Source organism: Streptomyces nanshensis (genome assembly GCF_001751255.1).
In the GTDB taxonomy this organism is placed as follows: Bacteria; Actinomycetota; Actinomycetes; order Streptomycetales; family Streptomycetaceae; genus Streptomyces; species Streptomyces nanshensis_A.
Map to the genome: position 1 here is coordinate 1 of NZ_LJGW01000451.1, position 25886 is coordinate 25886.

A 25886-nucleotide genomic window follows, 5' to 3' on the forward strand; every position below is an offset into this window, starting at 1 on the left:
CCGGAGCCCGGCGCGCCCGCACCGACGGCCACCGGTACGCGCTCCTCGGAGCGCTGCGGCGGCGCGATGGCCCCGTTGGCCTGCGCGCCGACGGACGCCGCTGCGGCGGGCTCCGACACCGCGTCCCCGTACGGGAGTTGGAGCGCGCCCTCGTGCGACCGCTGAAGCGCCTCGCCCTCGATGTCGACGTTCGGCACGATGCGCGCGAGCCACCGCGGCAGCCACCAGGCGGCCTTGCCCAGCAGGGCCAGGACCGCGGGGACGATCGCCATGCGCACGATGAACGCGTCGAAGAGGACGGCGACGGCGAGGCCGAAGCCGATCATCTTCACCATCGAGTCGGTCGAACCGATGAAGCCCGCGAACACCGCGATCATGATGACGGCCGCCGCGGCGACCACCCTCGCCCCGTGCCGGAACCCGGTCACGATCGCCTGGCGCGGTTCCTCCCCGTGCGCGAACGCCTCCCGCATGCGCGTGACGAGGAAGACCTCGTAGTCCATGGCCAGTCCGAAGACGACGCCCACCATGAAGATCGGCATCATCGACATCACCGGGCCGGTCTCCTCCACGGCCAGCACATCGGCGAGCCAGCCCCACTGGAAGACGGCCACGACCGCGCCGAGCGCCGCCAGCACGGACAGCAGGAAGCCGAGCGCCGCCTTGAGCGGGACGAGGACCGAGCGGAAGACGACGATCAGCAGCAGGAACGCCAGCCCGACGACGAGCGCCAGATACGGCACGAGGGCGTCGTTCAGCTTCTGCGAGACGTCGATGTTCATCGCGGTGGCACCGGTGACCATCACCGTCGCACCCGAATCGGCCTTGACGGCGCCGCCCTCGTCGCGGATGGCGTGCACCAGGTCCTCGGTCTTCGTCGAGGACGGCTTGGAGTCCGGGATCACGTTGATCATCGCGGTGTCGCCGGACTTGCTGTACGTGGCGGGGGTCGCCGTCAGCACGTCGTCGAGACCCTTGACCGTCTTCGCGACCTCCGTGACCGCGCCCTTGGGGTCGTCGCTGTCGGTGGCGTCGACGACGACCAGCAGCGGCCCGTTGAAGCCGGGCCCGAAACCGTCGGAGAGCATGTCGTACGCCTTGCGCTCCGAGGTGTCCGTCGGCTTCGCGCCGTCGTCGGGCAGGCCCAGTTCGAGCGAGGAGACCGGATTGGCCGCAACGCCCAGACCCACGACGCCGAGCAGCAGCACCGGCAGGGGCCGCCGGACGACGAAGCGTGCCCAGCGTGTGCCCATGTTCGGCTTGTCCCGGCGCCGTTCGGGCTTGCGGTCCGCACCGTCGGCACCGTCGGCGCCGCCGGCGCCGTCCGCCTGGTGCACGCCGGCCGTGCCGTCCGTGCCGTTCGCCCGGTGCGCATCGTCCGCGCTCTGCCGCCGTCGGCGCTTCGCGCCCGCGGGCCGTACGCTGCGCCGCGCGTAGCCGAGCAGTGCCGGGATCAACGTCAGCGCGATGAGGACGGCGATGGCGACGGTGCCCGCCGCCGCGACGCCCATCTTGGTCAGTATCGGGATGTCGACCACGGCGAGGCCGACGAGCGCGATCATCACCGTCAGACCGGCGAAGACCACCGCGGAACCCGCGGTGCCCACGGCCTGCCCGGCCGCCTCCTCGCGTTCGCGCCCCTCGGCGAGTTCGGCGCGGTACCGGGACACTATGAACAGCGCGTAGTCGATGCCGACGGCGAGGCCGATCATCATCGCCAGCGTCGAGGTGGTGGAGTCCAGATCGAGCGTGCTCGCCAGCGCCGTGATCGCGGAGACGCCGGTGCCGACGCCGATCAGCGCCGTGAGCAGCGGAAGCCCCGCGGCGACCAGGGAGCCGAAGGTGATCAGCAGCACGACCGCCGCGACGCCGATGCCGATGACCTCGGTGGCGCCCGTCTCGGGAACGGTCTGGAGCGCGTCACCGCCGACCTCGACGGTGAGCCCCTCGTCCCGCGCGTCCTGGGCGACGTCGTTGAGCGCGTCGCGCGAGGAGTCCTCCAGCTCCATGCCGGAGACCTCGTAGGAGACCTGCGCATAGGTCAGCGTCCCGTCGCGGCTGATCGCCCGTGTCTTGAACGGGTCGGCCACGGAGGCGACTTCGGAACCGGAGCCGAGCTCCCGTACGGCGTTCTGTACGGCGGCCTTGTGGCCGGGCTCGGTGATCTTCTCGCCGTCGGGCGCCTTGAAGACGACCCGTGCCGTGGCGCCGTCGGCGCTGGAGCCGGGGAAGCGCTCGTCGAGCAGGTCGAAGGCGCGCTGCGCCTCGGTGCCCGGGATCGAGAACGAGGCGGACCCGGCCGTCGGCGCGTTCGCGGCGCCCGCACCGGCGAGGGCCAGCAGCACGACCCAGAACAGCGCTACGAAGTGCCGCCGCCGGAAGGCGAATCGGCCCAGTCTGGAGAGGAAGGTGGCCACGAGGAGATACTCCCGATCAGGTCGTGGGGTGGGATGGTGCGGAGGGCGTCGGCCCGACGACGTGAGCGGTCGCGTCAGGTGCCGTGGCCGGCTGCGAGGGCGGGGACGCCGGCCGGACCACGGAAGGGAAGGCGGGCTGGTACGGGTACGGGTACGGAAAGACGGGCTGGCCTTCGAAGACGGGCCGGTGCCGGGAGACGGGCGGGGGCGGGAGCCGGGAACATGTGCGTGCGGACCTGTCAGGCGCCGAGGGCGGGGAGTACCACGGCGTCGATGTAGGAGTGCAGGAACTCCTGGGTGGGCGGCAGTTCGTCCACGAGGGTCCGTGTCGCGAAGGCACCGACCAGCATGTGCACGACGTAGTCGAACGCCGGGTTGTCCGCGCTGACTTCACCCCGTTCGACGGCCCGCCGCAGCACCCGGCGCAGCTCCTCCAGCTCCGGTTCGATCAGCAGCTCGCGGAACGCCTTGCGGAGATCGGCGTTGTCGTGCACCGCCATGGCCAGTCCGCGCATCAGCGCGGAGTGCTCCTCCATCTGGCAGTCGTCCTGACGGCGGGCCACCTCGTGGAAGTCGCCCCGCAGCGACCCGGTGTCGACGTCGGCCAGGTCGAGCGGTTTCTCGTGCCGCAGCGCGTGGACGACGAGTTCGGCCTTGCCGCCCCACTGGCGGTAGAGCGTGGCCTTGCTGGAGCGGGTACGGGACGCGACGGCGTCCATCGTGAGGGCGTCGTAGCCGACTTCGCGGAGCAGGCCGAGCACCGCCCCGTACAGCTCGGACTCACGCTCGGGCGTGATCCGGCTGCGGCGTGCCGCGGCGGCTTCGGCCATGACCGGTACCTTCATTCAGAACGAAACGGTTTCGTACTCTGCGAGGAGCCTAGCCCGGGCGTCCAGCGAAACGACACCGTTTCGTACGTGGTCTGCGTCACGCCGCCCCGGCGCGGCGGTCAACGTCCGGGCGTGACCAGGGCGTTGACCGCGTCCACGACCACGTCCGGCTCGGTGAGGGGCACATAGTGCCCGGACTCCTCGGCGAGGACGTGGCGGCCGCGCGGGGACTGCGCCGCCCGGTGCGCATGGGAGGCGTTCGCCGCGGCGCGGACCGCCTTGGGCATGCCGTCGCCGGTGCGCGTTCCCGATATGACGGTGACGGGGATGTCCCCGAGGGCGGGCGGAGTCTCGCGCCACACCTCGAGTTCGTCGAGGAACGTACGGGCCTGCTCGCGCTGGGTGCGCAGGACGCCGGGGGTGAAGGCCTCCCGGGCGAGGTCCTCTCGTACGTCCTCGGCGGGCGCCATGGCGAGCAGCCAGCGGAAGGCGCGCTTGAACAGGCCGAGCCGGGCCGCCGCGCCGCCGACGGCGAGCCAGACGCGTTCGGCCCGCCGGAAGGTCTTGCGGAAGAGCACGTCGGCGGCCTCGTCGGTGGGGTCGACCAGGACCAGGCCCGCGATGCGCTCGGGGCGGCGGGACGCGGCGAGCCGCACGATGGGGCCGCCCGCGCTGTGGCCGACGAGGACGAACGGGCCCGGCCCGGCGTGGTCGAGCACCGCGTTGAGATCGTCGGCCATGCGGTCCAGCGTCCGGCCGGCGGGATCGGGGGCGCTGCGGCCCAGCCCGGAGCGGTCGTAGACGACGGCACGCGCGAAGCCGGACACGCCGACCTGCACCGGTGCCCACGTCGAGCGGGTGGCGGCCGCCCCCGCCTCGAAGACGACGGTGGGAACGTCCTTCTCCCCGGCGGTACTCGGGCCGGGCAGCTCCATCGTGTAGAGACGGCGCCCGTCCGGTGTGGCGGCCCATGCCGCGGTGCCCTGGGTGTGCCGTCCGGCCTCGCTCACCGTCTGCTCCCTCTCCCCGTTCATGCTCCCCGTCATCTGCGAGGTGAGGTTAACCTAACTCGGCTTCTGGTGCCGGGAATTGAGGCCCGTACGGGACGCCCCGCGGAGTGCTCCACGGGACGCCGCGCGGAACGCCGTACGAGGCGGCGGTGGCCGATCCCCGTACGGCGTCCGGCGGTTCTGCACGTGGGTTCCGCAAGTGCCCGGCGCCCGGCCCCGGTTCAGGGCACGGCGGGCGGGCTGTATCCGAGGGTGTAGGAGAAGACGGTGAGCAGCGCCAGCGCGATCGGCGCCAGGAACAGCAGTTGGAGGAAGGTGAAGCCCACCAGGTGGCGCGCCCGCAGCTTGAGGATGCCGAGCAGCGGCAGCATCCAGAACGGGTTGATGAGGTTGGGCAGCGACTCGGCGACGTTGTAGACCTGCACCGTCCAGCCGAGGTTGGCGTGCACGTCGTTCGCCGAGTCCATCACATACGGCGCCTCGATCAGCCACTTCCCGCCGCCGGAGGGGACGAAGAAGCCGAGCACGGCCGAGTAGACCGCGACGACGAGCGCGAAGGGCGCCGCCGAGGACAGCGAGGTGAAGGCCTGCGTCAGGTAGTCGGCGACCGAATGCCCGGCGGAGTTCGTCGGACGGGTCAGAACGGCCGCGATCGCGGCGTAGATCGGAAACTGGATCAGCACGCCGCTCGTCGCGGGCACCGCCTTGGCCACCGCATTGAGGAAGCTGCGCGGACGCCAGTGCAGCACCATCCCGAGCAGCAGGAAGACGAGGTTGTAGGTGTTCAGACCGGAGATCGCCACCAGCGGATCGGACGACGCGAACTCCTGCACCGCCCAGCCGACGCCCAGCGCCACCACCAGCACCGTCAACAGCGGGCTGTACTCCAGCCATTCGCCGGGACGCGAGCGCGGCGGCAGCTTCTCCTCCTCCTCGGCGTCCAGGTCGACGCCGAGGTCACGTGCGCTGCGGACCTGCCGGCCGCGCGGCGCGGAGAAGTACGCGACGGTGACCACCACCACGGTCAGCACGGCGGCGATCAGCAGCGACTGCCAGAGGAAGATCGTGTCGCGGAACGGGATGACGCCGGTGATGGGCATCAGGCTCTTGGGGATGCTGTCCGGATTGGCCTGGAGCTGGGCCGCCGAGGAGCTGATGCCCAGCGCCCAGACGCTGCCCAGCCCCATGAAGGCGGCGGCACCGGCCGCCCGGTAGTCCAGGCGCAGCTCGTCCCTGCGGGCCGCCTGACGTGCCAGCAGTCCCGAGAAGATCAGGCTGAAGCCCCAGTTGAACAGGGAGCTGACGGTGCTCACGGCGGCGATCAGGGCGACCGCACGCGGCCCGGTGGAGGGCACCGCGGCGATGCGGGCGATCAGCCGGTGCGCCACCGGGGCGGTGGCCACCACGTACCCGCCGATGGCGACGAAGGCCATCTGCATGGCGAAGGGGATCAGGTCCCAGAAGCCGGCGCCGAACTCCCGTGTCACCGACGCCGGGGAGGCGCCGATGGCCAGCGCCCCGGCCGTCACCACGATCAGGGCTATGAGCGCGAAGATGAACGCCTCGGGGAACCACTTCTCGGAGAAGGTCGACATCCGGACGGCGAGGCGGGAGAGCGCCCCGGTCTCCTCCGGTCCGGCGAGGTCCCGTTGAGGGACGGACAGGTCCTTGTTCGCGTGCATCGGTAACTCCTGAGTGCTCCTAGGCGGGGTCGCGGCCCGCGAAGACGGTCACGGCCGCGATGAGGTCGGTCAGTCCGGTGCCGACGGTCTTGAAGACGGTGATCTCCCCGTCCGTACGGGGGCGGGGAGCCGGACGTGCGCAGAGTTCGGGCAGGGTGGCGGCGATGTCCCCCTCGGTCAGCACCCGTCGGGCGAGTGCGGTGGCGATCTCGCCGGCCTCGGTCCGTGCGACGTCGTTGTCGACGAAGACCGTGGCGCGGCCCAGCAGCGAGGGCTCGACCTCGTGCATCTCCGGGCGGAAGCTGCCGATCAGATCCAGATGGGTGCCCGGCGTGATCCACTCGTCGCGGAGCACCGGCTCCCGGGCGAGCGTCGCCGTGGTGACGATGTCGGCACGGCCGACGGCGGACGGCAGGTCCTCGACGGCGACGGCGACTGCGTCGGCGCCGCGCCGGGTGAGGCGCTCGGCGAGCGCCTCGGCGCCCGCCGGGTTGTGCGGGTCGGCGACGAGGGTGGTCGCGATGCCGGGCCGCACCGCGCGGTACGCGTCGTACACCGCGCCGCCGATATGCCCGGTGCCGACGATCAGATGGACGCGGGCGTCCTCGGGGGCGAGCAGGGACGTGCCGAGGGCCGCGGTCGCGACCGTACGCCGGCGGGTCAACTCGCCCCCGTCGACGAGCGCGAGATGCTGCCCCGTCGTGCCGTCGGCCAGTACGTAGACCGACGACAGTGCGGGCAGACCGTGCCGGGCGTTGCCCGGGAAGACGTCCACCAGCTTCACGCCGAGGAACTCGCGGTTCCAGGCGGGCATCACCAGCAGCGTGGCCTCTCCGTCGGGGTCCAGGGAGTAGTGCTGCCTGGGCGGTACGGAGGCCTCGGCGGCCATGCCGGAGCGCAGGGCCGGGATGAGGACCGGGTAGTCCAGCCGGTCCGCGGTCTGAGCGGCGTCGAAGTACTGCACGGGTGGGCTTCTCCTCGGGGTCGGGCCGGTACGGGTCGGTTCGGGGTCAAGGCGGGTCGGAATCAAGGCGGTTGGGGGCGGGACGGTCCAGGTTCGGTTCGGTTCGGGATCGGTTCGGTTCGGGATCGGATCGGGCGGCGGCGCGGGACGCCGGTCTGGTGCGGGGCCTCGTCAGGCGTCGAGCACGACGTCGCCGGTGGGCACGGCCTGGCAGGTCAGGCAGGCGTCCTGCGCGTCGGGCGGTTCGGTGAGATGGGCGACGGACCCCGAGACCACCCGCACCGCGCAGCTCTCGCACTGTCCGACCCGGCAACCGCTGGGCAGCCGCAGCCCGTTGCGCTGGGCCAGGTCCAGCAGGGGACCGTCCTGGGGACGCCAGAGGAGGGTGGTGCCGGAGGCGCGGAAGGTGACCGAGTGCCGGGCGTCCCCCTCGGGCAGGGCCAGGGGCGGCGGGGCGAAGCGTTCGGCGAAGATCTCGAAGCGGGGCACGCCGCGGGCCACCAGACCCTCCGTCACCTCGCGGATCATGGAGTCCGGTCCGCAGAGGTAGAAGCGGGCCCGCTCCTCGACGTCCCGCTGGTCGACGGCTTCGGCCGAGACCCGTCCCGCGTGCTCGTAGTCCCGCCCGGGGCGGTCCCCGGGTCCGGGCCGGCTGAAGTGGCGTACGAGACGCAGCCGGGGGATCTCCCCGGCGAGACGTTCCGTACGGGAGCGGAAGCAGCAGTCCGCGCCGCCGCGGTCGCCCTTGTGCACGGTGATCCGCTCGCCCTCGGGGTGGTGGCGGGCGATCGTCTCCAACTGGCTGAGGAACGGGGTGATTCCGACCCCCGCCGCCAGCACGACGACGGGGAAGGGCGGGTCGACGGGGAGGGTGAAGGCGCCGGACGGCGGCCCGAGCGTGACGGTGTCGCCCTCCCGCAGCGCGGTGTGCACACGGGTGGAGGCGGCGCCGCCGGGCAGCAGCCGCACCGCGACGGAACGCTCACCGCCCGCCGCGCCCGTCAGCGAGTAGGGCCGGACCACCTCGCCCTCGTCCCGTACGCCGGCGAGCGTCAACTCGACGTACTGGCCGGGCCGGTGCGGGGCGACGGGCCCGCCGTCGGCCGGGCGCAGCCGCAGTTCCGTCACATCCCGTCCCCGCGGGGTCATCTCCAGGACGGTGAACGGGCGTGCGCCGCCCGGGAGTCGGGACGGCGGGGCCGGTTCGTCAGCCGCGACGTCGCACGCGACGCCCCGCATCTGAAGCGATCCGCTCACCGGGTCGGCGGGGCGGCCGGAGACGGCGGCGTTGAAGTTGGTCCCGCCGCCGACGGGATCGGCGCCGGGCAGGCCGAGTTCGGGCGACTCCTCCCACCAGCCGTACTCGGCCACGACCACCCGCGGGTCGAGGTCCTCGGAGAGCACGGCGCGCATCCGGAAGGAGCCGCGGTCCGTCGTCACCCGTACCAGGTCGCCGGCGGCGAAGCCGCGGCTGCGGGCGAGTCCGGGCGCCACCTCGACGGTGGGCTCCGGGTGGCGGCGCCGCAGCGAGGGGAGGGCGCGGTGCTGACTGTGGCAGTAGTAGCCGTTCTTGGCGCTGGTCAGCAGCAGCGGCAGCGAGTCGCCGGCGGGCTCGCCCGCGTCCGGTACGCCGGACTGTCCGGCCCGCGCCAGCCGCGCCGAGTACAGCTCCACCCGGCGGCTGGGAGTGGCGAACCCGGTGACATGGCCGTGCTCGTCCCGCTCGGCGTACTTCCGGTACACCGTGCGCAGCGGGACGCGGACGCCGCCCGGCGCCTGGCGCAGCTCCCGCGTGGTCAGGCCCGTGGGCTCCAGTACGTGGTTCCAGGCCGCCTCGATGTCGCCGCCGAAGAAGTCGTCCCCCATGCCCATCCGGCAGGCCAGATCGAAGACGATCTCCGTGTCGGAACGGGAGGCGCCCACCGGATCGACCATCCGCTGCCGGAGCTGGACCAGTTCCTGGGCGCGGCGGTCGATCTCGAAGCCCGTCTTGAGGGCCTCGCGCTCCCAGGGGCTGCCGACCGGCAGCACGATGTCCGCGTGCCGTGCCGTGGGGTTGAGGAACAGATCGCAGTGGACGAAGAAGTCCAGCGCCCGCAGCGCGTCCCGGCCGCGTTCCGGATCGGGCTGTGAGACCAGCAGGTTGGCGCCGAACGACATCAACGCCCGTACGCGGTAGGGGACATGGTCCAGCATCGCGGTGTACAGATCGTGCCCGGTGACCCAGCCGGTGGCGGGAGGACCCAGCGGACGCTGCGCCAGCCCGAGGGTCTTGGCCCGCTGCCCCGGCGCCATCTGGTCGAGCGAGGTGACGGCGCGTACGGGCACCTTGGGCAGCACGACGTTGCCGCCCGGGGCGTCGTAACAGCCCTTCAGCGCATACAGGGTGGCGATCGCCCGCTCGGTCTGGGTGGCGTTGCCGTGCTGTCCGACGCCCGTCCAGGAGTGGTAGGCGACGCTGCGGGCCGTGGCGAACTCCTCGGCGAAGGCGCGGAGTTCCTCCTCGGGTATCCAGGTGTGCCGGGCGGTGCGCTCCGGGGTCCATGGCTCGCAGGCACCGGCGTACAGCTCGAAGGCGGGGCGTACGGTCACCGGCCGCCCGCCGTGCGGGGTGACGGTGAACTCCCCGCGCAGCGCGAGGTCTTCGGGCCGCTCGGCGGGCAGCCGGGTGTCGTAGCGGCGGGGGCGGCCGGTGGCCGTGTCCCAGACGGTGAAGCCCTCGGGCGCCGCGGGGTCGAGTTCGGGTGCGGTCAGGGGCTCCCCGGTGTCGTCGCGGATCAGCAGGGGGCCGTTGGTCCAGGACCGTACGAACTCCTCGTCGTAGCCGCCGGAGTGCAGCAGATGCCGGGCGACGCCCAGGGCCAGCGCGGCGTCGGCGCCGGGCCGTACGCGCAGCCAGTGGTCGGCGTCCCGCGCGCTGGTCGAGCGCCGCGGGTCGACCACGGCGAGCCGGGCCCCGCGGTCCCGGCCCTCGCGTACGGCGACGGCCTGCGCGAGCCAGGTCTTGGCGGGGTTGTGGCCCCACAGCACGGCGAGGTCGGTGCCGGCGTAGTCGGCGGTGGGCTGTCCGCTGCCGAAGGTGAAGGCATGCGCGAAGTCCTTGTGCCAGTTGCAGATCTCGGTGGAATAGCAGGTGTTGGAGGCGCCGAGGAGGCGGATGAAGCGCTCGACCCAGTCGATCGAGTCCGACATCGGCGTCCCGCTGGGGGAGGTGACCGCGAAGCCGATCGCCTCGGCCCCGTCCTCGTCCCGTACCGCGGAGAGCCGCTCGGCGATCTCGGACATCGCCTCGTCCCAGGAGATCTCCTCCCAGCCGGGGTCCTCGGCGTCCTTGGGGTTGCTGCGGCGCAGCGGGGCGGTCAGTCTGCGCGTGCTGTGGGCGATCTCGGGGGCCGCGCGGCCCTTGGGACACAGGGCGGTGCCCGTGGGGTGACCGGGGTCCGGCGCCACCCCGGTGATCCGTCCGTCCTCGACGGTGTAGACCGCGCCGCAGCGGGACCGGCACAGCGTGCAGTATCCGCGCTTCTTCTGAGCTGACACGGGCGGATCCTTAACGGGCGGAGGGCGGACCGGAGTTGGGGCCGTCACGGCGGCCGGGCCGCCGGTGCGCGGTGGGGACGCGGCATCGGACGGAGAGGGTAGGCGGTAAGCGATTACCGCTTAGCATTGGCAGGTAGTGTGCAAACCGCTGATTCGCGGTGTCAAGAGTGCTGGGGCGAAGCGGGAGGGAGACGCCGGTGCAACGACTGGAGCGGGTGAGCCTGCGGGAGCAGGCCCTGGTGATCGTGCGGCAGGCCATCGTCTCGGGGGAGATCGGCCCGGACGAGATCTACTCGGCCTCCGCCCTCGCCACCCGGCTGGGAGTGTCCAACAGCCCCGTACGCGAGGCCATGCTGACCCTGGTCAACCAGGGAATCCTGGAGCCCGTACGCAACCGCGGCTTCCGCATCGTCCCGATCAGCGAACACGACCTCGACGAGATCGGCGAGATGCGCCGCATGCTGGAGATCCCCGGTGTCGCCGCGCTGGTCGAGCGGGCGAGCGACCGGGACATCGAGGCGCTGCGCCCCGTCGCCACCGAGATCGCGGACGCCGCGCACTCCGGCGACATCCCCGTCTTCCTGGAGGCCGACCGCCGCTTCCACCTCGGACTGCTGGAACTGGGCGGCAACACACGGCTCGTGGAGACCGTCGCCCGACTCCGCGACCAGACACGGCTGTACGGGGTCAGCGCCCTCGCCGAGCAGGGCACGCTCCAGCAGACCGCGCCGGAGCACTTCGAGATCCTGGACGCGCTGCTCGCGCGGGACGTCGCGGCGGTCGAGGCCGTGATGAACCGGCACCTCGACCATGTACGGGGCGAGTGGGCGGCCACGACCCCGGCGGCGACGGCGGCGGAGCAGGCGGAGCGGGCCGCCTCGTCCTGAGCCGGCGCATCGGCACCCTTTCGACCCCGGGCCCCGTTCGGCCCGGGGCCGCTTCAGCGACCGGGCGGGGTTCACGGCGGCCGTACGGGGGCGGGAGCCGGAGGCGGCCCACGGCGTGACGCGCGGCGCGTACGTGCCGGCGCCGTTATCTTCGGCAGCAGCGGTCGGGCATCCGGACAGCCGGGCAGTCGGGCAGCCGGACAGCCGGGCCGTGGCCGGAGGGAACGGCGGGGCGCCGGGCGGCGCGGGGANAGCATGCCGATCCGCAGGCTCGTACTCGATGTGGACAAGACCGTCGACGAGCCCGGATTGGTGGAGTTGGCCCGGGCGATCGAGGCCGTCCGCGGCGTGGAGGCGGTCAACATCTCCGTCACCGAGATCGACATCGAGACCGTCGGCACCGACGTCACCGTCGAGGGCCAGGACATCGACGTACCGGGCGTGATCGCCGCGATCGAGCACACCGGCGCCGTGATGCACAGCGTCGACCAGGTCGTGGCCGGCGCGTATCTGCTCGAACACAGCAGCCGGTCGCGATGAGCGAGGCCGTGCGGCGCTGGGCGGCGCGGACCCGGCTGCCGCTGGTGCTGGGCCTGACCGACGGCCTGCTGACCGCGCTGACGCTGGCGGCGGCGACACTGACCGCGAGCAGCGCGGACGACGATCCGATGCTGTCGGTGCGTGTGGGGTGCGTCGCGCTGGTGACCAGCGCCTTCACGGTGTTCGTCGCGGACTACGCCGAACGGCGTGCCCAACTGGCCCGCGGCACCGCGCAGTTGAACCTCACCCACCGGGGGCAGCTCGCGACCACCCGGCTCGGGCGCCGGGCACGGCTGCGCGCGCTGGAGGCGGCCACGGTGGCCTCCACGTCCGGCTTTCTGGCCGCCGCGCTGCCGCTCATGGTCGGCGCGCTCATCCCCGGTGCCGCCTGGGGCGTGGTGGCGGTGGCCGTCGCGGCGCTGATGGCGCTCGGCGCCGTCCTCGCGCGGATCCTCGCCGGGCACACCGGGCGCTGGATCCTGGCCATGGGGCTCGGCGGAGTCCTCGTCACCTGGATCGGCATCCAACTCCACATCGCCTGACGGCGGTTGGGCGGTGCAGCGGCCGGCGCCGGGGGCGTGCCGGGGGCGCCACGCGTCAGGACGTGATCAGCAGGACCCCGGCGGTGGCCGCCGCCGAGCCCGTGAACCAGCTCACCAGGACCCGCAGTCCCGCCCGGCCGTGCCGCCCCTGCCGCAGCAGCCGGGAGGCCTCCTGACTGACGGCGCTGAACCCCGTGATCGCCCCGGCCACCAGCATCGTGCCGTCCATGAGGTCCCGCGTGATGGTCTCGCCCACCAGCAGCCCCAGCAGGAAGCAGCCCCCGAAGTTCACGGCGAACGCGGCCCATCGGGCGGGAGCCTCGTCCCGTCCGCCCACCACGGCCCTCTCGATGAGTCGGCGCACCACGGCGCCGGCGATCCCGCCGAGGCACACCAGAAGCAGAGGCATCAATCGGATCCCTTCGGGAGGGCGGCTGGAGAAGAGCCGGCGAAGGCGGCGCCCGGCGAGGAGCCCCGGCGCGGAAGGGTGCGCGGCACCGGCGCCGCGGGCATCCCGGGGAGGCGGGGGAGTAAGGGGAGACAGGCGCGAGCGGTGCGGCCGGTGCGGCCGGCTGCTGCGGGTGGTCGGGGCATGGTCCTCCTACCTGTCGGTGCCTGCTGCTCGGCAGGCGTCAGGTAGGGACCGTTGGCGACGTCGGGCGCCGCGGTTACGGCGAGCCCCTCCGCCGTCACGCGGAACGCACGCTATCGGCTCACGGCAGGCCAGGGAACACCGCGCCCGTGCCCCCGTTACGACGGGCCCGTCCCGGCAGGTTCTTCCCGGCAGGCCCGTACCGACGAGCCGGGCCCCGGACCCCGACGGGCTGCCGAAACCCCGGGGACGGGGCACACTGGAGGGGCGCACGCAGTGTGCAGGTGATGGGGCTCACCGCAACCGCGGCCTGTGCCGCTGACGGTCCCTGGTCCACGCGACGACCAGGAGGAGCCATGCCCGAGTCCGCCCCCACCACGTCCCTCGCCGCGAGGCGGCCCCTCCCGTCGGCAGCCCCGCCGGGGACGCGTACGCCCGACTCGCCGTCCGCCGCCCGCGGTTCACCCACCGGCCGCCCGTCCCGGCCCCCGCCGCCCGGCCGCCGCCCTTCGCTCCGCACCGGACAGCCGCAGCCACCGCGGCCGCAGCCACCACCACCGCCACCACGTCTCCGTACGGCAGGTCCGTACGGCAGGGAGGTCACCGTGGAGTTCGACGTGATCGTGGAGATCCCCCAGGGGTCGCGCAACAAGTACGAGATGGACCATGAGCTGGGACGGATCCGGCTGGACCGGATGCTCTTCACCGCCACCTGCTACCCGGCCGACTACGGGTACATCGAGGGCACCCTCGGACGCGACGGCGACCCGCTGGACGCGCTGGTCCTGGGCGGCGATCCGACCTGTCCGGGGTGCGTCGTCGCCGCGCGGGCCATCGGCATGTTCGTCATGAGCGACGAGAAGGGCCCGGACGAGAAGGTGCTGTGCGTACCGGCCGCCGACCCGCGCTACCAGGGGATGCAGGACATCGGCGACATGCGGGAGTTCGACCTTCTGGAGATCACGCACTTCTTCGAGGTCTACAAGGACGTCGAGCCCGGCAAGTCCGTCGAGGGCTCGCACTGGACGGACCGGGCGCACGCCTACGCCGAGATCGACGCCTCCCGGCGGCGTGCGGAAGAGACACCCGTGGGGCCCCGCACATGACCGGGCGCACAGCCGGGGACACGACCGGGCACATGACCGGGCACACGACCGGCACCGTCCCGCCGACCGCCCCGCGCCCCGAGGCCGCCGTCGGCACGCTGGTCCTCGTACGGCACGGGCAGAGCACGACGAACGCCGAGGGCCGCTTCACCGGATGGACGGACGCGCCCCTGACCGCGCACGGCGAGCGCGAAGCGCTGGACGCGGGACGGCAGTTGGCCGAGCACGGTCTGCTGCCGGAGGCCGTCCACACCTCGCTGCTGGTCCGCTCGGTGCACAGCGCGGAGCTGCTGCTGCGGGAGGCCGGCCGCTCGTGGATCCCGGTGCACCGCACCTGGCGGCTCAACGAGCGGCAGTACGGCGCGCTCACCGGCCGCCGCAAGAGCAGGGTCCGCGAGGAGGCGGGACCGGCGCGGTACCGGGCCTGGCGCCGGTCGCTCGGCGGCGTCCCCGACCCGATGCCGGAGGAGCAGCTCGCCCGGCTGCGCGCCGACCCGCGCTACACCGGCCTGCGTCCCACGGGGGTGCCCGCCGCCGAGAGCCTGGCCGGTGTGATCGCCCGGGTGACCCCGTACTGGGCGGATGTGCTGGCGGCTCGACTCCGCACCGGCAGCACGGTGTTGGTGGTCGCACACGGCAACTCGCTGCGTGCTCTCGCCGCCGTGCTGGACGGGCTGAGCGGACCGGAGACCGAGGAGCTGAACATCCCCACCGGTGCTCCGCTGCGCTACGACGTGGACGCCGCGCTGCGCCCGCTGGTGCGCGGAGGCCGCTATCTGAACCCCGAACGCGCCCGTGCCGCCGCCGCGTCGGTCGCGGCCGAGGGCGCCGCCTGAGCCGAGCCGCCGAGGCCGTGGCCCGGCCGCGTCCCGTGCACACCGGCCGCCCCCCCCGGACGCCGCGGGACGGACGCTCCGAGAGTTCCGAGAGTAAGGACCGAAGACATGCCGCTGCGCATCGCCCGTCTGCACGCCACCGAGATCCTCGACTCCCGTGCCCGCCCCACGCTGTCGGTCGCCCTCACCGCCGCCGACGGCGCCGTGGTGCACGCCGGGGTGCCCTCCGGAGCCTCCACCGGGTCCCGCGAGGCCGTCGAACTGCGCGACGGCGATCCGCGGCGCTTCGCGGGACAGGGCGTACGCCGGGCCGTCGACCACGTCAACGGACCGATCGCGGACGCCCTTTCGGGCCGTACGCTCGACTCCGCGGCGGACGTGGACGCCGTACTGCGCGACCTGGACGGCACCAACGACACATCCGCCCTCGGCGCCAACGCCGTCGTGGGCGTCTCCCTGGCCGCCGCACGCGCGGACGCCGCGGCCCGCGGACAGGAGCTGTGGCAGTACCTCGCCGCGCGCTCCGGGACGGTGCCGCGGCTGCCGGTGCCGCACTTCAACGTCGTCAACGGCGGTGCGCACGCGGCGAATCCGCTGGACTTCCAGGAGTTCATGCTCGCGCCGCTGGGCGCACCGGACGTCGCGGAGGCGGTGCGCGCCGGTGCGGAGATCTACGCACGGCTCAAGTCCCGCCTCGCCGAGGCCGGTCACGGCACCGGGCTGGGCGACGAGGGCGGATTCGCCCCGGCACTCGACGAGCCCGAGGACGTCCTGCGCGTACTCGTCGACGCCATCGCCGACGCCGGCTACACGCCCGGCACGGACGGCGTGGCCGTGGCTCTGGACCCGGCCGCGAACGCGTTCCGCGAGGCGGACGGCGGCTACCGCGTGGCGGGGCGGCGGCTGGACAGCGACGGGCTCATCGACCGGTACGAGGAGATCGTCGACCGCTTCCCGGTCTGGAGCATCGAGGACGGCCTCGCCGAGGACGACCCGGACGGCTGGGTCCGGCTCACCCGACGCCTCGGCGAGCGCGTCCAGTTGACGGGCGACGACATCTTCGTCACCGACCCCGGCACCATCGCCGAGGCCGTCCGCCGGGGCATCGGCAACGCCGCCCTCATCAAGGTGAACCAGATCGGCACCGTCACCGAGACCCTGGAGGCGATGCGGGTCTGCCGTGAGGCCGGGTACGCGCAGACGGTCTCGCACCGCTCCGGCGAGACCGGGGACTCCTTCATCGCGGACCTCGCCGTCGGCACCGGCTGCGGGCAGCTCAAGTCGGGGGCGCCGGCCCGCGGCGAGCGCGTCGCCAAGTACAACCGGCTGCTCGAACTCGCCGACGCACACCCCGGTTTGCCGTACGGGCTCGGCCGCTGACCGGCGGCGCCGCACCGCCGCTCCGACCCCGTCCGGCCCATCCGCCCCGTCCGCATCCGTCCGCACCCACCGTCCGCAGGACTCGCCCGCACACCGCCTTGACCTGGTGTGCAGGCGGGAGCACTCTGAGCCGAGGCGATGGAACCCGCCCGGGCCGCTTCCGGCCCGAACCGCCCTCCGGGCTGATGGTCCCTGACCGAGGTGTCAGGAACGCATGACCGGAGGAGGTGCCCGGGTGGAGTCGCCTTGTTTCCTGCGGCAGTTCACCGCCGCCGTTCCTCTCCCGTCGTCGGCGCTCTCCGGCCGTTCCGGCCTCACCACCTGTCCGGATGCGCTCAGCCGCACGACGAGAACGGAACCCCAGCGATGAACTGCTACGACTGCCTCTCCGAAGACCGCAGCACTCCGGCCGCGGCGGTGTGCCGGCGCTGCGGGGCCGGCGTGTGCACCAGCCACACGCACACGGCTCCCCAGACGCTGCGCCGCAGCTCCGGGCTCGGCCGGACCCATCTGCCGCGTCCGGCCCGGCGGATGACGTGCACGACCTGCTACAAGGCGGAAGTCCAGCCGTAGAGACGTGCGGCGACGGCGGCCTGGGGAGCGGGAGGCGGGCGGTACGGGGCGCACGGCCCGTACGCCGCCCGCTCCCGTCCCCGTCCCCGTCCCCGGGCGCCGTTCGTTCAATGAACGACGCGGGCTCCGTCAGCGCCGTCGCCTCCGCCGCGGTGCGCGGTCACGACGGCCGCGCAGAGCGCGATGACGCCGGCGACGACGAACGCGGTCGTGTAACCGGACTCCGGCGGCGGCCGGTCGGGCGCGGCGGCGGAGGACGCCACGATCACGGCGGCGAGCACGGAGCCGAGAGCGCCGCCGACGGTCCGCAGAATCGTGTTGAGTCCCGTGGCCGCGCCGGTCTGCTCCTGGCGTACGGCGCCGACGATCAGCGAGCCGAGCGAGGCGAAGGCGAGTCCGTACGCCAGCCCCAGCAGCGCGCACCAGATCAGCACCTCCGCGACGGAGCGGTGCAGCAGGCCGAGACCGCCCAGGGCGAGCACTGCGAGGACCGCGCCCGACTGGAACGCGGCCCTCGGACCGAGGGAGTGGGAGATCCGCGCGGCGAGCGGCGCCGCGAGAAGCATGCAGAGGGCCACCGGCGCCATCAGAAGCCCGGTCCGTGCGGCGGAGTAGCCGAATCCGTACCCGAGGGCGGGCGGCGCCTGGACGAACAGCGGCAGCAGCGTGACCGCGGAGAACATCCCCACGCTCACCACCAGGGTGGCGACGTTGGTGGCCAGCAGCCGCGGCCCGACGAGCAGCCGCAGATCGACCAGCGGTGCCGCGACGCGCCTCTCCACGACCGCGAACGCCGTGGCGAGCGCGACCGCGGCGACGAACAGCCCGATGATCTGCGGCGAGGTCCAGCCCCATGCCCGGCCCTGGCTGACGGCGAGCAGCAGCGCGACCAGCGCCCCCGCGAGCAGCGCCGCTCCGGCCAGGTCGACCCGTCCCGGAGAAGAGGGAGACGCGGACGGCGACGGCACACGGACCATCCCGGCCAGCGCCAGCAGAGCCGACGCGGCGACGAGCCAGAAGAGCGACGCGGGACCGGCGGCGTCGACGAGCGGACCGGCGGCGACCATCCCCAGTGCCCCGCCCACGCCGAACATCGCGCTCAGGGCCGCGACGACACCGGACAGCCGCGCTGCGGGGAGAGTCTGCCGGGCCAGCCCGAAGGCACAGGGGAAGACGCCGCCGGAGAGGCCCTGGAGCACACGGCCCGTGACGACTCCGGCGTACGAGTCCAGCAGCGTGCTCACGGCCGCCGCCACCGAACCGGCCAGCAGCAGGACGAGTCCGATGAGGATGACGCGGCGATGCCCGAAGAGGTCGCCGATCCGTCCGGCCACCGGCGTCGCGACGGCGGAGGCGAGCATGAAGGCGGTCAGCAGCCAGGCCGCCGCGGTCGTGGAGACGTCGAGTCCGCGGGCGAAGGCCGTCAGCGCGGCGAGCACGATCGTCTGCGCGATCGCGACGCTGAAGGCCGCGAGCAGCAGCACCGCCGCCCCGCCGCCGGCGGGTCCTCCCGGACCTGACTGCCGGGGCGTACGGACGGCGGACGTCGCGGCGGCCGACCGGCCGGAGCCCACTCAGCGCCCCCGCCCGTCAGCCGGCGTCGCCGGGACGCCGGATGCGGCCAACGCCCGCTCTGCGAGGGCGGTTTCGGTGGTGCGGCTCATCCTCACTCCTCTTCACGGACAGGCAGGTGAGGCGAGCCTAACTTATTTGAGACCAGTGGTCACTAAAGGGGGCCGGGGCGGCTTCGTAGACTGGCGCCCGTGAAGACGAGCACACCCAAGCCCGGCCGTCCCGCACGGCTGAGCCGGGAGCAGATCGTCGAGACCGCGCTCGGCTGCGACCTGCGGACGATGACCATGCGCGACCTCGCCGAGCGGCTCGGCGTCTCGCACTCCGCGCTCTATCGCTGGGTCCGCGACCGTGACCAACTCCTCGACCTCGTCAGCGAGGTCGTCGTCGAACGCATCCTCCCGGAGGCCGAACCGACCGCCGGCACCTGGCGGCAGTGGCTGACGGACCTCGCCTGGGGGATGCACGACCAGTTCCTCGCCGTGCCCGGCTACGCGGCGCATCTGGCGACGCCGCACCGCCACCACGCGGAGTCGTTCGGACGGCTGCGCGACCGCGTCGTCACGGCCTTCGAACTCGCCGGTGCCTCCCGCGAGTTGGCCGAACAGAGCTGGCACATCTTCGGTCTGGGCGTCGTGCAGTGGCTGGGCGCCCGGCAGACGGGCCACGACGTCGGCGTGGACGGGCCGCGCTTCGACCTCTTCCTCGGCGTCCTCCTGCGGGGGCTGCCGGCGCGGGAGGACGCCGAGGAGTAGGGGCCGAGGAGCAGGGGCCGAGGAGCAGGGGCGTGGCCGACGGGTCGTACGGCGAGGCCGCCGTCCGCCGGAGCCGTCAGCTCCGCCCGTACTCGTAGAACCCCCGCCCCGCCTTCCGGCCCAGCAGTCCGGCCTCGACCATCCGCTTCAGCAGGGGCGGCGGCGCGTAGAGCGGTTCGCGGAACTCCTCGTAGAGGGACTCCGCGATCGCCGCGACGGTGTCGAGGCCGATGAGGTCGGCGAGCCGGAGCGGGCCCATGGGGTGGGCGCAGCCGTGTTCCATGCCCTCGTCGATGTCCTCGGGGCTCGCGAAGCGGGACTCGGTCATACGGATCGCGGAGAGCAGATACGGGACGAGCAGGGTGTTGACGAGGAAGCCCGCACGGTCCTGCGAGCGGATGACCCGCTTCCCGAGCACGCCGGAGGCGAACTCCCCGGCGGCGGCCAGGGTTTGGGGCGCGGTGTGCAGGGTCTCGACGACCTCGACGAGCGGCATCGCCGGGACCGGGTTGAAGAAGTGCAGGCCCACGACGCGTCCGGGGTTCTGGGTGGCCATCGCGAGGCGGACGACCGGCAGCGAGGAGGTGTTGGTGGCCAGGACGGCGTCCGGGTCGCCGACGGTCTTGTCCAGGACGGCGAAGAGTTCGCTCTTCACCTCCGGGTTCTCGGAGACGGCCTCGACGACGAGCTGACGGTCGGCGAGGGCGTCCAGGTCGGCGGTGAAGACCAGCCGTGCGAGTGCGGCGTCGGCGGCGTCGCGGTCCGTCTTGCCACGGCGTACGGCGCGTTCCAGGGACGCGGTGATCCTCGTGCGGGCCGACTCCGCGGCCGGGCGGTCCACTTCGCAGACGACCGTCTCCAGTCCGGCCCGTGCGCAGACCTCGGCGATGCCGGCGCCCATCTGGCCGCCGCCGACGACGCCCACCCGCTCGATCCGCGCGCTCATCGGCCGGCCCCTTCCGTGACGCGGGCCTCTTCCGTGACGCCCGCCTCTTCCGCCACGTCCGTGACGCGGCGCACGAGATGGCGCTCGTACGCGTCGACGGTGAAGAAGCCCGGCAACTCGCCGGCCAGCGCCGTACGGACGAAGATCTCGCGGGCCTCGGCCGACAGCGCCGAGGGGTCCTCCTTCGCCAGTGCGGCGCTCTCCTCGTCGAGGAGGCGGAGCACGGTCTCCCTGCTCACGGCTCCGTGCTGCTGCCACTGCCAGATCTGGCAGCGGGCGATCTCCGCGGTGGCGGCGTCCTCCATCAGCCCGTAGAGGGCGACCGCGCCCTGGCCGCGCAGCCAGGCGTCGAAGTACCGCAGGGCGACGGCGATGTTGCCGCGGATCCCCTCCGGGGTGGGTGCGCCGCCGGTGCGGCGTACGGCGAGCAGATCGGCGGCGCCGGCCTCGACGTCGTCGCGGGTGCGCTCGATCTGGTGCGGCCGTTCGCCGAGCACCGAGCCGAAGGTGTCCGCGCAGACGGGCACGAGCGCCGGGTGCGCGACCCAGGAACCGTCGAAGCCGTCCTCCGCCTCCCGTTCCTTGTCGAGCCGGACGCGGGCCAGCGCGGCCTCGTGGGACTCCGCGTCGCCGCCGGGTATCTGGGCGGCCATGCCGCCGATCGCGTGCGCTCCGCGCCTGTGGCAGGTGCGCACGAGCAGTTCGGTGTAGGCGCGCAGGAAGGGCGCGGTCATGGTGACCTTCGCGCGGTCGGGCAGGACGAAGTCGGGGCGGTGCGCGAAGTTCTTGATGAGGTTGAAGAGGTAGTCCCAGCGTCCGGCGTTCAACCCGGCGCTGTGCTCGCGCAGTTCGTAGAGGATCTCCTCCATCTCGAACGCCGCGGTGACCGTCTCGATGAGGACGGTGGCGCGGACCGTGCCGCGCGGGATGCCCAACAGGTCCTGCGCGAAGACGAAGACGTCGTTCCACAGCCGGGCCTCGTAGTGGTTCTCCAGCTTCGGCAGGTAGAAGTACGGGCCGCTGCCCGCCTCGGTCTGCCGCCGCGCGCAGTGGAAGAAGTAGAGGCCGAAGTCGACGAGCGGAGCCGCCACGGGGCGTCCGTCCACCAGCAGATGGTCCTCGGTCAGATGCCAGCCGCGGGGGCGCACCATGATCGTGGCCGGCCGCTCGTCGACGCGGTACCTCTTGCCGTTCCGGGTGAAGTCCAGCCGCCGCTCGATCGCGTCGAGCAGGGTGAGCTGTCCGCCGACGACGTTCTCCCAGCGGGGAGAGGTGGCGTCCTCGAAGTCCGCCATCCACACCCGCGCACCGGAGTTGAGCGCGTTGACGGCCATGCGCGGCTGCGGCGGGCCGGTGATCTCGACGCGGCGGTCGGTCAGTCCGGGCGCGGGCCCGGCGACCCGCCACCCGGAATCCTCGCGTACGGCACGGGTGGCGACCGAGAAGTCCAGCGCACAGCCGGAGGCCAGACGCAGGGCGCGGCGGCGGCGCTCGGCCAGCAGAGCGGTGCGGCGTGCGGAGAAGGCCGCGTCCAGGCGGCCGATGAAGTCCAGCGCGCCGGGGGTGAGGATCTCCTCGAAGCGTTCGCCGGGAGGGCCGGTCACCTCGACGTGGTGAGTGGGGGATGCGACGGACATGCGGGTCTCCTGAACAGGTCTGCTGGGGACTGCCGTTGGGGAAGGAGCGGTGAGGGGACGGGGGCGCGCCCCCTCACCGCTCCGGGCCGGTGCCGCCGGTGCCGGGACGGTCGTCCGTCCGTCCCGCACGGGCCTCTACGTGAACTGCTGTTCCTCGGTCGAGCCGCGCAGCGCGGTGGTCTCTCCCGCCGGATTCACGGCGGTGCTGACGAGGTCGAAATAGCCGGTGCCGACCTCGCGCTGGTGCCTGACGGCGGTGAAGCCGTCCTTCTGCGACGCGAACTCCCGCTCCTGGAGCTCGACATACGCGGTCATGCCGTGGTCGGCGTAGCCGCGGGCGAGGTCGAACATCCCGTGGTTGAGGGAGTGGAAGCCGGCGAGGGTGATGAACTGGAAGCGGTAGCCCATGGCGGCCAGCTCCCGCTGGAACTTCGCGATCTGGCCGTCGTCCAGGGCCGACTTCCAGTTGAAGGACGGCGAGCAGTTGTAGGCCAGCATCTGGTCCGGGTAGCGGGCGTGGACCGCCTCGGCGAACTCCCGTGCCTGCTCCAGGTCCGGCGTGCCCGTCTCCATCCACAGCAGGTCCGCGTACGGGGCGTAGGCCAGGCCGCGGGCGATGACCGGTTCCATGCCGGGCCCGACCCGGTAGAAGCCCTCCGCGGTGCGCTCGCCGGTGGTGAAGCGCGCGTCCTGCTCGTCGACGTCGCTGGTGAGGAGGTTGGCCGCCAGCGCGTCCGTACGGGCCACGATCACGGTGGGGACGTCGGCGATGTCGGCCGCCAGCCGGGCGGCGTTGAGGGTGCGCACATGCTGGGAGGTGGGGACCAGCACCTTGCCGCCCAGGTGCCCGCACTTCTTCTCGGAGGCGAGCTGGTCCTCGTAGTGGATGCCCGCCGCGCCCGCCTCGATCAGCGCCTTGGTCAGTTCGAAGGCGTTGAGCGGGCCGCCGAAGCCGGCCTCCGCGTCGGCGACGACGGGGGCGAGCCAGTCGGTGGTGTCGCCCGCGTCCTCGGCCGTGGCGATCTGGTCGGCGCGCAGCAGGGCGTTGTTGACCCGACGCACCACGGACGGCACGGAGTTGGCGGGGTAGAGGCTCTGGTCCGGGTAGGTCTGCCCGGCCTGGTTGGCGTCGGCCGCGACCTGCCAGCCCGAGAGGTAGATCGCCTGGAGCCCGGCCTTGACCATCTGCACGGCCTGGCCGCCCGTGAGCGCGCCCAGCGCGTGGATGTAGTCCCGCTCGTGCAGTTGCCGCCACAGCCGCTCGGCGCCGCGGCGGGCGAGCGTGTGCTCCTCCCGGACGCTGCCCGAGAGCCGGACCACGTCCTGTGCGGTGTAGGTGCGTTCGGTGTTCTTCCAGCGCGGGTCGCTCGCCCACCGCTGTGCCAACTGCTCGGCCGTCGTCCCTGTGTCCGCCATGAACCTCTCCCGGGTCGTATCGAGTCGTGCGAAGAATGCAAAGGGAGTGCACTGGGTGACACTCCTTCGGGTGCAGCTGATCGGCCCCGTCCGGATTCCTGAGACGATGTGTCCGGACGGGAAGGGCCCGAACCGACCGGGATCTCCGATGTCAAGGCCTTATCGTGCCCGGTTCTCGCGGTACGGGCACCGGGTGGCCGACCAGCCGCAGAACCCAGAATGGAAGTGGCACCGAGTGCCGTCCATGGTGGCCCGAAGCCAATTTCTGCGAATCTTCCGTACCGGCTTTGCCAAGGTTGCCAACGCTGGGTGCGTAGGATGAGCGCCGACCTGGTGCGCGGAGACGTGTACACGGAGACCTCGTACACGGAGGGGAAGGCGGCGTGATGAGCAAGACGTACGCCGGCACGCGCCTGCGCCGGCTCCGGGAGGAGCGGCGGCTCAGCCAGGCCGCGCTGGCCCGGCAGTTGGAGATCTCCCCGAGCTATCTGAACCAGATGGAGCACGACTCCCGGCCCCTGACCGTGCCCGTGCTGCTGCGGCTGACCGAGACCTTCGGAGTGGACCCGGGGTTCTTCTCCGAGCGCGACACCACACGGCTCGTGGCGGACCTGCGGGACGTGCTGGCCGACGAGGTCGCGGACGCCCGGGTCTCCCCGTCCGATCTCGCGGAGCTCGCCTCACGCCAACCCGCGGTCGCCGAGGTCCTGTTGGGACTGGGCCGCCGCGCCCACTCCCTGACCGAGCGGCTGGAGCAGCTCCGGCCGCGGGACGGAGCGGGCCACGACGTCACGGGACGCGGCCCGCACGAGGAGATCCGCGAGTTCTTCTACCGCCGGCAGAACTATCTGCACGACGTCGACCTCGCCGCCGAGGAGCTGGCCGCGGAGACCGGCGTACGGCCCGGAGAGGTACGGCAGGCGCTGGCGGCACGACTGACCGGGCGGCACGGCGTGCGCGTCGTCTCCGACGGTGACGAACCGCACCGCTACGACCCGGCGCAGCGCGTCCTGCATCTCTCGCCGCGGCTGCGCCCCGGGCAGCAGGCCTTCCGCATGGCGACGCAGCTCGCGCTGCTGGAGCACGACGGGCTGCTCAGCTCGCAGGCGTCCGAGGACTACGAAGAGGGCTCCGCCGCCTGGCCGTTGGCCCGCATCGGGATCGCCAACTACTTCGCGGGCGCGCTGATCCTGCCCTACCGCGCCTTCCACGCCGCGGCCGAGCAGGTGCGGTACGACATCGAGCGGCTCACCGACCGCTTCGCCCTCGGGTACGAGACGGTGTGCCACCGGCTGAGCACCTTGCAGCGCCCGCGGCTGCGCGGGGTGCCGTTCTCCTTCGTACGGGTGGACCGTGCGGGCAACATGTCCAAGCGGCAGTCGGCGACGGGCTTCCACTTCTCCCGCGCGGGCGGCACCTGCCCGCTGTGGAACGTTTACGAGGCCTTCTCCTCACCGGGCCGCATCCACGTCCAGATCGCCGAAATGCCCGACGGGCACCGCTACTTGTGGACCGCCCGCACCGTCACCCGGCACGGCGGCGGCTGGGGCGAGCCGGGCAAGACCTTCGCCGTCGGGCTCGGCTGCGAGATCCGGCACGCCGGCCGGCTGGTGTACTCCGACGGTCTGGACCTCGGCAGCAACGCCGCCGTCACCCCGATCGGCATGGGATGCCGCATCTGCGAGCGTGTGGGCTGTCCGCAGCGCGCGGCGCCGCCGCTGGGGCGGCAGTTGGCGGTGGACGAGAACAGCACGACCTTCGTGCCGTATCCGGTACGGCCGGAGCACTGATACGGCCGGAACACCGTCGAGCCGTCGGGCGGCCCGCGCGACGGACCGGTTCCGGGAGGCGAGGCGCCCCGGAACGCGGCCGGCCGCCGCGCGGACGGGCAACGGCAGGGCGCTGCACGGGCTACATGGCGGTCCAGGTGAAGGCGACGTCGTCCCCGGCGGACAGCTTGTGCTGGCAGCCGCCGACGGAGGTGGCCTCGCCGTTGACGGAGATGTTCCAGTAGGCGTCGGCGGTCTGGGCGTCGCCGTCGATCGTGGTCACGAAGTAGTCCTCGTAGGAGGCGTACCAGGTGCCGTCCCAGGTGAAGTCCGCCGCCTGCGCCGCGTCGTCGAGCGCGGCGGTGGGCGTGGCGCCGGCGGAGGAGTTCGCGCCGTTGTTGGTGCCGTCGCACTTGTGCTCGCCGCCGGTGGCGGCGCTGACCGTGTGCCCGGTCGTCTTCAGGTCCTTGTCGTAGACGGCGCCGTCCGGGCCGGTGACGGTGAGATGCACCGTGACGGCGGCGGCGGTCTGCGGCGTACGGGCCTCGGCGGCGGCCGGTGCCGCCACGGTCAGCGCGAGGCCCAGGACCGAGGCGGCCACCGGAAGCTGAACGAGTCTTCGTCGCATTGCTGAACTCCTTGTCGTGGAACGCCCGTTGAGGGCGGTGAACGGGGTGGGGCAAAGAACTCGGCGGCGGGGCCGGTCAGGCCGGGCGCCTACGGCGCCGCTCCAGTACGAGTGCGGTGCCGCCGGCCAGAAGAGCCGCGGAGACACCGGCGGCGGGCAGGACGGCGGTGCCGCTGGAGGCGAGGTTTCCGTCCGGGGTCTCACCGTCCGCACCGCCGGCGGTGCCCGAACTGCCGCCGTCCGCACCGGCGTTCGCCGTCCCGG

The 25886-nt window shown here is 72.9% G+C and carries 21 protein-coding genes, 1 pseudogene and 1 riboswitch; of the genes and pseudogenes, 9 read left to right on the forward strand and 13 right to left on the reverse strand.

Going from position 1 to position 25886, the window contains the following annotated elements; all coding sequences use genetic code 11:
- The 6 genes from AN218_RS28160 to AN218_RS28185 all read right to left on the reverse strand — a co-directional run.
- The coding region (locus tag AN218_RS28160) for an MMPL family transporter (protein WP_141747715.1) at positions 1–2417 on the reverse strand (2417 nt) is incomplete at its 3' end.
- 239 nt (positions 2418–2656) lie between these two features.
- Positions 2657–3247 carry a TetR/AcrR family transcriptional regulator gene (locus AN218_RS28165; protein WP_070019931.1) on the reverse strand — a complete coding sequence of 197 codons (591 nt, stop codon included), beginning with the start codon at positions 3245–3247 and terminating at the stop codon, positions 2657–2659.
- Positions 3248–3366: 119 nt separating this feature from the next.
- Positions 3367–4281 (reverse strand): alpha/beta fold hydrolase, encoded by a 915-nt coding sequence (locus tag AN218_RS28170; protein WP_070019932.1) that lies wholly within the window; start codon positions 4279–4281, stop codon positions 3367–3369.
- A 197-nt stretch (positions 4282–4478) separates the two neighbouring features.
- A complete protein-coding gene (locus AN218_RS28175; RefSeq protein ID WP_070019933.1) occupies positions 4479–5939 on the reverse strand; it encodes a short-chain fatty acid transporter in 1461 nt (486 codons plus the stop codon).
- A gap of 19 nt (positions 5940–5958) precedes the next feature.
- The gene (gene lhpI / locus AN218_RS28180; RefSeq protein ID WP_070019934.1) at positions 5959–6903 is read right to left on the reverse strand and encodes a bifunctional Delta(1)-pyrroline-2-carboxylate/Delta(1)-piperideine-2-carboxylate reductase; all 945 of its coding nucleotides are present in this window, start codon (positions 6901–6903) and stop codon (positions 5959–5961) included.
- Positions 6904–7074: 171 nt separating this feature from the next.
- Positions 7075–10443 carry a molybdopterin-dependent oxidoreductase gene (locus AN218_RS28185; protein WP_070019935.1) on the reverse strand — a complete coding sequence of 1123 codons (3369 nt, stop codon included), beginning with the start codon at positions 10441–10443 and terminating at the stop codon, positions 7075–7077.
- A gap of 215 nt (positions 10444–10658) precedes the next feature.
- Here AN218_RS28185 and AN218_RS28190 point away from each other — a divergent pair, with 215 nt between their 5' ends.
- The 3 genes from AN218_RS28190 (at position 10659) to AN218_RS28200 (ending at position 12412) form a co-directional block, all read left to right on the forward strand.
- Entirely contained in the window at positions 10659–11330 is a 672-nt protein-coding gene (locus AN218_RS28190) for a GntR family transcriptional regulator (protein ID WP_070019948.1), read from the forward strand.
- 255 nt (positions 11331–11585) lie between these two features.
- A complete protein-coding gene (locus AN218_RS28195; protein ID WP_070019936.1) occupies positions 11586–11870 on the forward strand; it encodes a DUF211 domain-containing protein in 285 nt (94 codons plus the stop codon).
- Positions 11867–12412, forward strand: coding sequence for a hypothetical protein (locus tag AN218_RS28200; protein ID WP_070019937.1), 546 nt, complete (start codon positions 11867–11869; stop codon positions 12410–12412). The genes AN218_RS28195 and AN218_RS28200 overlap by 4 nt, the downstream gene beginning before the upstream one ends.
- Before the next feature lie 55 nt (positions 12413–12467).
- On the opposite strand, the gene AN218_RS28205 is transcribed toward AN218_RS28200, so the two are convergent.
- Complete coding sequence (locus tag AN218_RS28205; RefSeq protein ID WP_070019938.1) at positions 12468–12821, reverse strand: fluoride efflux transporter FluC; 354 nt, start codon at positions 12819–12821, stop codon at positions 12468–12470.
- 788 nt (positions 12822–13609) lie between these two features.
- Here AN218_RS28205 and AN218_RS28210 point away from each other — a divergent pair.
- The 4 genes from AN218_RS28210 to AN218_RS28225 all read left to right on the forward strand — a co-directional run bounded on the left by AN218_RS28210 (position 13610) and on the right by AN218_RS28225 (position 16899).
- Positions 13610–14110 carry an inorganic diphosphatase gene (locus AN218_RS28210; protein ID WP_070019939.1) on the forward strand — a complete coding sequence of 167 codons (501 nt, stop codon included), beginning with the start codon at positions 13610–13612 and terminating at the stop codon, positions 14108–14110.
- Between the two features lie 32 nt (positions 14111–14142).
- Entirely contained in the window at positions 14143–14946 is an 804-nt protein-coding gene (locus AN218_RS28215) for a 2,3-bisphosphoglycerate-dependent phosphoglycerate mutase (protein ID WP_070019949.1), read from the forward strand.
- A gap of 108 nt (positions 14947–15054) precedes the next feature.
- Positions 15055–16326, forward strand: coding sequence for a phosphopyruvate hydratase (eno, locus tag AN218_RS28220; protein ID WP_070019940.1), 1272 nt, complete (start codon positions 15055–15057; stop codon positions 16324–16326).
- 125 nt (positions 16327–16451) lie between these two features.
- Positions 16452–16528: riboswitch (Fluoride riboswitch) on the forward strand.
- Between the two features lie 164 nt (positions 16529–16692).
- Entirely contained in the window at positions 16693–16899 is a 207-nt protein-coding gene (locus AN218_RS28225) for a DUF2180 family protein (RefSeq protein WP_070019941.1), read from the forward strand.
- A 107-nt stretch (positions 16900–17006) separates the two neighbouring features.
- On the opposite strand, the gene AN218_RS28230 is transcribed toward AN218_RS28225, so the two are convergent.
- Positions 17007–18383, reverse strand: coding sequence for an MFS transporter (locus tag AN218_RS28230; RefSeq protein WP_070019942.1), 1377 nt, complete (start codon positions 18381–18383; stop codon positions 17007–17009).
- A 279-nt stretch (positions 18384–18662) separates the two neighbouring features.
- Between AN218_RS28230 and AN218_RS28235 the strand changes: the two genes are divergently transcribed.
- Positions 18663–19226, forward strand: a complete 564-nt coding sequence (locus AN218_RS28235) for a TetR/AcrR family transcriptional regulator (RefSeq protein ID WP_309251037.1) — start codon at positions 18663–18665, stop codon at positions 19224–19226.
- Between the two features lie 76 nt (positions 19227–19302).
- Here the strand turns inward: AN218_RS28235 and AN218_RS28240 are convergent, their stop codons facing one another.
- The 3 genes from AN218_RS28240 to aceA form a co-directional block, all read right to left on the reverse strand.
- Positions 19303–20172, reverse strand: a complete 870-nt coding sequence (locus tag AN218_RS28240) for a 3-hydroxybutyryl-CoA dehydrogenase (RefSeq protein ID WP_070019944.1) — start codon at positions 20170–20172, stop codon at positions 19303–19305.
- Positions 20169–21809, reverse strand: coding sequence for a malate synthase A (gene aceB / locus AN218_RS28245; RefSeq protein ID WP_070019945.1), 1641 nt, complete (start codon positions 21807–21809; stop codon positions 20169–20171). The genes AN218_RS28240 and aceB overlap by 4 nt, the downstream gene beginning before the upstream one ends.
- 135 nt (positions 21810–21944) lie before the next feature.
- Entirely contained in the window at positions 21945–23225 is a 1281-nt protein-coding gene (gene aceA / locus AN218_RS28250; RefSeq protein ID WP_070019946.1) for an isocitrate lyase, read from the reverse strand.
- Between the two features lie 386 nt (positions 23226–23611).
- Here aceA and AN218_RS28255 point away from each other — a divergent pair, with 386 nt between their 5' ends.
- Positions 23612–25015, forward strand: a complete 1404-nt coding sequence (locus AN218_RS28255) for a short-chain fatty acyl-CoA regulator family protein (protein WP_070019950.1) — start codon at positions 23612–23614, stop codon at positions 25013–25015.
- A 121-nt stretch (positions 25016–25136) separates the two neighbouring features.
- Here AN218_RS28255 and AN218_RS28260 read toward each other — a convergent pair whose 3' ends face one another.
- Positions 25137–25622 carry a DUF4430 domain-containing protein gene (locus AN218_RS28260; RefSeq protein WP_070019947.1) on the reverse strand — a complete coding sequence of 162 codons (486 nt, stop codon included), beginning with the start codon at positions 25620–25622 and terminating at the stop codon, positions 25137–25139.
- 76 nt (positions 25623–25698) lie between these two features.
- Positions 25699–25886: pseudogene (locus AN218_RS37130) on the reverse strand (hypothetical protein); the annotation flags it as partial.

Coding starts and splice junctions, on each gene's coding strand:
- AN218_RS28195 (WP_070019936.1), top strand. CDS start 11,586: ATGCCGATCCGCAGGCTCGTACTCGATGTGGACAAGACCGTCGACGAG.
- AN218_RS28165 (WP_070019931.1), bottom strand. CDS start 3,247: ATGGCCGAAGCCGCCGCGGCACGCCGCAGCCGGATCACGCCCGAGCGT.
- AN218_RS28255 (WP_070019950.1), top strand. CDS start 23,612: ATGAGCAAGACGTACGCCGGCACGCGCCTGCGCCGGCTCCGGGAGGAG.
- AN218_RS28225 (WP_070019941.1), top strand. CDS start 16,693: ATGAACTGCTACGACTGCCTCTCCGAAGACCGCAGCACTCCGGCCGCG.
- AN218_RS28200 (WP_070019937.1), top strand. CDS start 11,867: ATGAGCGAGGCCGTGCGGCGCTGGGCGGCGCGGACCCGGCTGCCGCTG.
- aceB (WP_070019945.1), bottom strand. CDS start 21,809: ATGTCCGTCGCATCCCCCACTCACCACGTCGAGGTGACCGGCCCTCCC.
- AN218_RS28215 (WP_070019949.1), top strand. CDS start 14,143: ATGACCGGGCACACGACCGGCACCGTCCCGCCGACCGCCCCGCGCCCC.
- aceA (WP_070019946.1), bottom strand. CDS start 23,225: ATGGCGGACACAGGGACGACGGCCGAGCAGTTGGCACAGCGGTGGGCG.
- AN218_RS28205 (WP_070019938.1), bottom strand. CDS start 12,821: ATGCCTCTGCTTCTGGTGTGCCTCGGCGGGATCGCCGGCGCCGTGGTG.
- AN218_RS28260 (WP_070019947.1), bottom strand. CDS start 25,622: ATGCGACGAAGACTCGTTCAGCTTCCGGTGGCCGCCTCGGTCCTGGGC.
- AN218_RS28240 (WP_070019944.1), bottom strand. CDS start 20,172: ATGAGCGCGCGGATCGAGCGGGTGGGCGTCGTCGGCGGCGGCCAGATG.
- AN218_RS28175 (WP_070019933.1), bottom strand. CDS start 5,939: ATGCACGCGAACAAGGACCTGTCCGTCCCTCAACGGGACCTCGCCGGA.
- eno (WP_070019940.1), top strand. CDS start 15,055: ATGCCGCTGCGCATCGCCCGTCTGCACGCCACCGAGATCCTCGACTCC.
- AN218_RS28170 (WP_070019932.1), bottom strand. CDS start 4,281: ATGAACGGGGAGAGGGAGCAGACGGTGAGCGAGGCCGGACGGCACACC.